This is a genomic window from Mycobacterium sp. E2238 (assembly GCF_001672665.1).
Classification (GTDB): domain Bacteria; phylum Actinomycetota; class Actinomycetes; order Mycobacteriales; family Mycobacteriaceae; genus Mycobacterium.
In genome coordinates, this window is the sequence record NZ_LZKF01000036.1 from 1 (window position 1) to 6,335 (window position 6,335).

The window sequence follows — 6,335 nt, forward strand, 5'->3', positions numbered from 1 at the left end:
CTGCGCGCGGCATGGGTCAACACCGTGTTTGATGCCAAGCACCGCAAGGACTTTGACAAGGTCGCGGTAGTCGGTGCACCGCGATGGGAGCGGTGGTGCGTCAATGTCGCCGCCGCGTGGCTGATGGGCGGCGAATTGCGAACGTTCGACCGTGATCGACTGGACGCCGCATGGGAGTGGGTGCGAGCGTAGAGACCACCATGAGAATCGCCATCAGCGGTGCCGGCGTGGCGGGGGCGGCGCTCGCCCACTGGCTGCATCGCACCGGCCACACGCCGACGCTGATCGAGCAGGCGCCACACTTTCGCACCGGCGGCTACATGATCGACTTCTGGGGTGTCGGCTACCAGGTGGCCAAACGCATGGGCATCGAAGAGCCGATCCGCGCCGCCGGCTACGAGATCCAGCGGCTGCACTCAGTCGGCTCCCGGGGCGAGGTCAAGGCCGACGTCGACGCCAGGATCTTTAGCCGCATGGTCGGCGACGACTTCACCAGCCTGCCCCGCGGCGACCTGGCCGCCGCCATCTACCGCACCATCGAGGACAAGGTCGAAACGATCTTCGGTGACAGCATCGCCGCCCTCGACGAGCACAGCGACGGCGTCCGGCTCGCCTTCGAAAAGGGCGCGCCGCGCGATTTCGATCTGGTGATCGGCGCCGACGGGCTGCACTCGAACGTGCGCCGGCTCGCCTTCGGGCCGGAGCAGGATTACGACCACTACCTCGGTTGCAGGGTCGCGGCCTGCGTGGTGCCCGGCTACCGGCCCCGCGACGAATTGGTCTACGTCATGTACGCCACTCCCGGCCACCAACTGGCGCGTTGCGCGCTGCGCGACGACCGCACCATGTTTCTGTTCATTTTCCGTGCGCCGCGCGAGGGCACCACCGCGGCACCAAAGGACCAGCTGCGAAACGAGTTCCGTGACGTAGGCTGGGAAGCCCGGGAGATCCTGGCGACGCTCGACGACGTCGACGACCTGTACTTCGACGTCGTCAGCCAGATCCGCATGGATCGCTGGTCGCGTGGCCGGACGCTGCTGATCGGCGATGCGGCCGCGTGCATTTCGCTGCTGGGCGGCGAGGGCACCGGTCTGGCGATGACCGAGGCTTACGTGCTGGCCGGAGAATTGGAGCGGGCCGGCGGCGACCACCGTCGCGCCTTCGATGCCTACGAGGCGCGCCTGCGTCCCTTCATCAAGTCCAAGCAGTCCGGTGCGGAGAAAAACATTCCGTTCTTCGCGACGAAGACCCGTTTCGGCCTTTGGTTCCGCATCATGGCGATGCGCACCATGAACTTCCCTCCGATGGCAAGGCTTTTCGCCAGCACCGTGATCGACGACTTCGACCTTCCGGACTACGAACTGTAGCTAGCGCGCCACCGTGCGCGTGGCGGCGGGCGATGCTGCGGGAAAGTCTTTGATGGCTTTCAGCCGGATGCGCGCGCCGCGATATGGTACCAGGACAACAAATTTCAGCCTCTGCCGTTCGCCGGCCGCGGTGGTGGTGCGCAACTCGGCCCGGCGCAGAATCTCGCGCAACACCACGCGCATCTCGACCATGGCGAAGCCGGCGCCCAGACAGCGGCGGTTGCCGCCACCGAAGGGGAACCACGTCGTCGGTGTCAGGGTGGCGCCCAGCATGCGGTCCGGATCGAATCGGTCCGGGTCGGGGTACACCGCGGCGCTGGTGTGCACCAGCCCGATTCCCGGCGCCACCATGACCCCGGCCGGCAGCCGGTAGCCGGCGACTTCGGCCGGTCGCGTGAGCACCCGCCCCACGTCGAACACCACCGGACGGATCCGCAACGTCTCCTTCACCAGCGCGTCGAGATACTCGTCGCCGGCCGGATCGCCCGCGGCGCCGGCCTCGGCAGCTCTCACCGCCTTGGCCAATATGGCCGGGTGACGGGTCAACCGCTCGAGCGCCCAGGACAACCCGTTCGCGGTGGTGTCGTGCCCGGCCACCAGCAACGTCATCAGCTGGTCCCGCAGCTCGCGGTCGGACATCGTGCGCCCGCCGTCGTCGGCGCGGACCAGCATGGCGAGCACGTCGGTGCGCCCGGCCAGGTCGGGGTCGGCGCGGCGCTCGGCGATCTCCGCGTAGAGCAGGCAGTCGGCTTCGGCCATGCGCCGACGCAGTCCCCGCCATGGGAGGTAGCGCTGGAGCTCGGGCTTCGCCAATGCCAGCGTCGCCCACGGACCCACGGTGAGCAGCTGCGGCATGATTTCACGCAGCGCGGTGAGTCGAGCCGGGTCCGTTGCGCCGATGACCGTCCGCAGGATCACTTCAAGGGTGATCTCCGACATCTTGGGCGAGACCGGGAAGCTCTCCCCCACCGGCCACGCCGCAATGTTCGCCGCGGCGATCTCGGCCATCAGCCCTGCTTGGCGTGCGACGGCGTCGCGATGGAACGGCGGCAGCATCAGACGGCGGCGATCCCGGTGGACGTCTTCGTCAATGACGAGGAGTGAGGTATCGCCGAGCAACCCGCTCAGAATCGAATTCGCTTCGCCAGCGTGGAAGACGTGCGGGTCACCGGCGAACACCGTCTTGATGTCTGCCGGGTCGGCCAGATACACCAGCGTGCCCATGCCGGCGACGCGCAGCGTGAACACGCTCCCGTAACGACGGCGGCAGGCGGCGACGAAGTGCGAACCGCGGTGCAGCATCAACGCGGCCTGCACCGCCCGGGGCAACCGGGGCCCCGGCGGAAGCGCGGTACGCAAGCCAGTGCGCATCACCGCAATTTTACGACCGGAATGCGCGGCGAAGCGACTTAGATCACAAGCGCGGCTGTGTGCTCTCCGCTTGCTGGCGATCGCCGGTCGAGATGAAGTCCTCGATCAGCTCCACCACCTGGGTCGGCGCCTCGACCTGCGCGAAGTGGCCGACGTCGGGCAAGATTTCGAGCCTGGCGTCGGTACGGGCCTCGTGCGCGGCGTACGCGTGATCGACGGGAATGATGGCGTCCCGCTCCCCCCAGATCGCCATGACCGGCAAGTCCTCGCGCAGCCGCAGCCTGCTCAGGGCGCTGACCGCCTGGCCCCGGTAATCGACCACCGATCGCAGCGTCCGCAGGAAGGACTGCCGCGTCTCACCATCGGACAGCGACGAGTAGGCGCTCCACATCTCTGCCCCACGGGGTGAGTGGATGCCGGCGCTTCTCAACCACGACCTGAGCTTGTTGCCGACGGTCAGGACGGGCTTCGGCGCAATGACCGGCAACACCAGCTCCGCGCCGGGCGCCGAGAGCAGCCGCAGAACCCACCCGACGTCGGGGCCCAGACCGCCGCTGCTGATCAGGATCAACCGCTTGGCGTAGTCGGGGTGCTGATAGACGAACTGCATCGCGACCCCGCCGCCGAGCGACTGACCGACCAGGGTGGCTTGGCTGACGCCGAGCTCGTCGAGCAGGTCACGGAGCCAGACCGCGAAGGCGCCCAGCGAATAGTCCGTGCGGGGCTTCGCCGACTCCCCGTGGCCGAGCAGGTCGGGGGCGATGACCCGGAACTTCTTCGACAACGGCGGGATCACCGCCCGCCAGGTCTCCGAGCTGCCGGCCATGCCGTGGATGAGCAGGAGCACCTCACCGTCGCCCTCGTCGCGGTAAGCGACGCGATCGCCGTGCAGCTCCAGATACTTCAACTCGTTCATTGCCCGGGGATACCCGCTCTCGGCCCGATTAGGGCCCCGATCGGACGAATCGTGACGGAAAACGCTTCCGGGCCCCACAGTGCCGGAGGCCTCAGCGATGATTTAGTCCATGACCGAACCGGTTGCGGCCCGCGTGGCCGTCTACCTCGACTTCGACAACATCGTGATCTCCCGATACGACCAGGTCCACGGCCGGAACTCGTTCCAGCGTGACAAAGCCAAGGGGCTCGAGCAGTATTCCGAGCGGCTGGACCGGGCCACCGTCGATGTCGGCGCGATCCTCGACTTCGCGTCGTCGTTCGGGACGCTGGTGCTCACCCGCGCCTACGCGGACTGGTCGGCGGATATCAACGCCGGGTACCGCGGGCAGCTGGTGGCCCGCGCGGTCGACCTGGTCCAGTTGTTCCCCGCCGCGGCCTACGGCAAGAACGGCGCCGATATCCGGCTGGCCGTGGACGCCGTCGAGGACATGTTCCGCCTGCCCGACCTCACCCACGTGGTGGTCGTGGCCGGCGACTCCGACTACATCCCGTTGGCCCAGCGCTGCAAGAGGCTCGGCCGCTACGTGGTGGGTATCGGGGTCGCCGGCGCCTCGAGCCGGGCGCTGGCGGCGGCCTGCGACGAGTTCGTCATCTACGACTCGCTGCCGGGGGTGCCGGCGCTCGAACCGCAGCCCGCGGGCGCCGAGTCCGAGGCGAAGCCGTCCAAGCAACGGGCCGGGCGCGCGAAGCCGCCGCAGGCCGACGAGCCGGAGCCACCCGATCCGCAGGCCGCCGCCACCGCGCTGCTGACGCGCGCGCTGCAGATCGGCCTGGAAAAGGACGACGTCGACTGGCTGCACAACTCGGCGGTGAAGGCACAGATGAAGCGGATGGACCCGTCGTTCAGCGAAAGATCTTTGGGATTCCGGTCTTTCAGCGATTTCCTGCGTTCTCGGTCGGACGTCGTCGAGTTGGACGAGACATCGACGACACGGATGGTGCGGCTTCGTGCCCCAGAGTGAAACCCACTCGAGGCCACGCTGGCTCACCCGCAACGTGCGGGTGCTCTCCGGGGTCTCGTTCCTGCAGGACACCGCCAGTGAGCTGTTGTATCCGCTGTTGCCGATCTACCTGACGGCGGTACTGGGTGCGCCGCCGTCGGTGGTGGGGGCCGTCGAGGGCGCGGCCGAGGGCGCCGCCTCGCTGACAAAACTCGCGTCGGGCCCGCTCGGCGACAGGTTCGCGCGGCGCCCGTTGATTGCCACCGGGTACGGGATGGCGGCGCTGGGCAAGGTGATCATCGCCATCGCCGCGGCGTGGCCGGGCGTGCTCGCGGGTCGCGTCGTCGACCGGCTCGGTAAGGGCGTGCGCGGCGCGCCGCGGGACGCGCTACTGGTCGACGATGTCGACGACGCTTTGCGCGGCCGGGTTTTCGGCTTCCACCGCGCAATGGACACCTTCGGTGCCGTCTTCGGTCCGCTGCTCGGGCTGGTGGGTTACGAACTGCTCGACCACCGAATCGCACCGTTGCTGTATGTCGCCATCGTGCCCGCCGTCCTGTCCGTGGCGCTCGTCTTCGGTGTACGCGAGCGCGGCCGTCGCGCCCCGCGAACGCAGCGGCAATCGATGTGGGCCGGCGTGCGCTCATTGCCGCGGCCGTATTGGCGGGTGACCGCACTGCTCGTGCTGTTCAGCGTGGCGAATTTTCCCGACGCCCTGCTGTTGTTGCGGCTCAACGAGATTGGCTTCTCAGTGGTCGGGGTGATCCTGGCATACGTCGGCTACAACGCGGTGTACGCCCTGGCCAGCTATCCCGCCGGAGCGCTCGCCGACCGCATCGGCAGGCCGGCGTTGTTCGGCCTGGGTCTGGCGTTCTTCGCGGTCGGCTACATCGGGCTGGGGCTGACCACCGACATCGTGACGGCGTGGTTGCTGCTCGGCGCCTACGGACTGTTCACGGGGTGCACCGACGGCGTGGGCAAGGCCTGGATTTCGGGTCTCGTCGACCCGGGGCACCAGGCCAGCGCGCAGGGCGTGTTCCAGGGCCTGATCGGACTGGCCGTCCTGGCGGCGGGACTATGGGCCGGCCTCCTGTGGGGCGCGAACGGTCAACTGCCGCTGCTCATTTCGGGAGTCATCGGGGGGGTGTTCGCGGTCGTGCTGATTGGCGGCCAACTGGTCCGCGGGATGAGACCCGGTTAGGTCTCGAACCGCACGGCCACACACGACCTCCAACTTGTATGGCCCGTTGGGCCGAGAAGCTGCAATATCGTTGACACTCAACCGGCACGGCCATACATTGTGTGAAAGTTGTCGCGAGCGGACCGCTCGCGCGGCCTCGAGGAGACCGTCATGACCGTCGGTACCGCTCCCACAAGCGTTTTCGATGCCGATCTGCCGACGCTGGCCTACGACGCCGAAGAAACCCCCGCCGACGTCTATCCCCGCCTGCAGGCGGCGCAACGCCAGGCTCCCGTCGCCATGGGGCCGCACGGACCCGAAGTCCTCTCCTACCACCTCGTCCGCTCCGTTCTTCGCGACGCCCGGTTCCACATCCCGCCGGGGATCAACCTGCTCGCCCAGGGCGTCACGTCGGGACCCTTGTGGGACAAGGTGATCAACAGCCTGCTGTGCCTGGAAGGCGACGCGCACCACCGGCTGCGCAGCCTGACGTCCAAGGCGTTCACTCCCCGCGCGACC

The 6,335-nt window shown here is 68.1% G+C and carries 6 protein-coding genes and 1 pseudogene; 5 read left to right on the forward strand and 2 right to left on the reverse strand.

Annotation, left to right across the window (positions count from 1 at the left end; all coding sequences use genetic code 11):
• The coding region (locus tag A5711_RS02965) for an STAS/SEC14 domain-containing protein (protein ID WP_197520731.1) at window positions 1–192 on the forward strand (192 nt) is incomplete at its 5' end.
• Between the two features lie 8 nt (window positions 193–200).
• Entirely contained in the window at window positions 201–1,367 is a 1,167-nt protein-coding gene (locus A5711_RS02970; protein WP_067943926.1) for an FAD-binding domain, read from the forward strand.
• On the opposite strand, the gene A5711_RS02975 is transcribed toward A5711_RS02970, so the two are convergent.
• Complete coding sequence (locus A5711_RS02975; protein ID WP_156744754.1) at window positions 1,368–2,738, reverse strand: cytochrome P450; 1,371 nt, start codon at window positions 2,736–2,738, stop codon at window positions 1,368–1,370.
• A gap of 43 nt (window positions 2,739–2,781) precedes the next feature.
• On the reverse strand, window positions 2,782–3,654 hold the full coding sequence (locus A5711_RS02980) for an alpha/beta fold hydrolase (RefSeq protein WP_067943920.1): 873 nt from the start codon (window positions 3,652–3,654) through the stop codon (window positions 2,782–2,784).
• A 109-nt stretch (window positions 3,655–3,763) separates the two neighbouring features.
• Between A5711_RS02980 and A5711_RS02985 the strand changes: the two genes are divergently transcribed.
• From A5711_RS02985 to A5711_RS02995, 3 genes and pseudogenes are all read left to right on the forward strand, one after another.
• Window positions 3,764–4,657 (forward strand): NYN domain-containing protein, encoded by an 894-nt coding sequence (locus A5711_RS02985; RefSeq protein WP_067943922.1) that lies wholly within the window; start codon window positions 3,764–3,766, stop codon window positions 4,655–4,657.
• Window positions 4,644–5,837, forward strand: coding sequence for an MFS transporter (locus A5711_RS02990; protein ID WP_067943924.1), 1,194 nt, complete (start codon window positions 4,644–4,646; stop codon window positions 5,835–5,837). The genes A5711_RS02985 and A5711_RS02990 overlap by 14 nt, the downstream gene beginning before the upstream one ends.
• A gap of 150 nt (window positions 5,838–5,987) precedes the next feature.
• A pseudogene (locus tag A5711_RS02995) lies at window positions 5,988–6,335 on the forward strand (cytochrome P450); the annotation flags it as partial.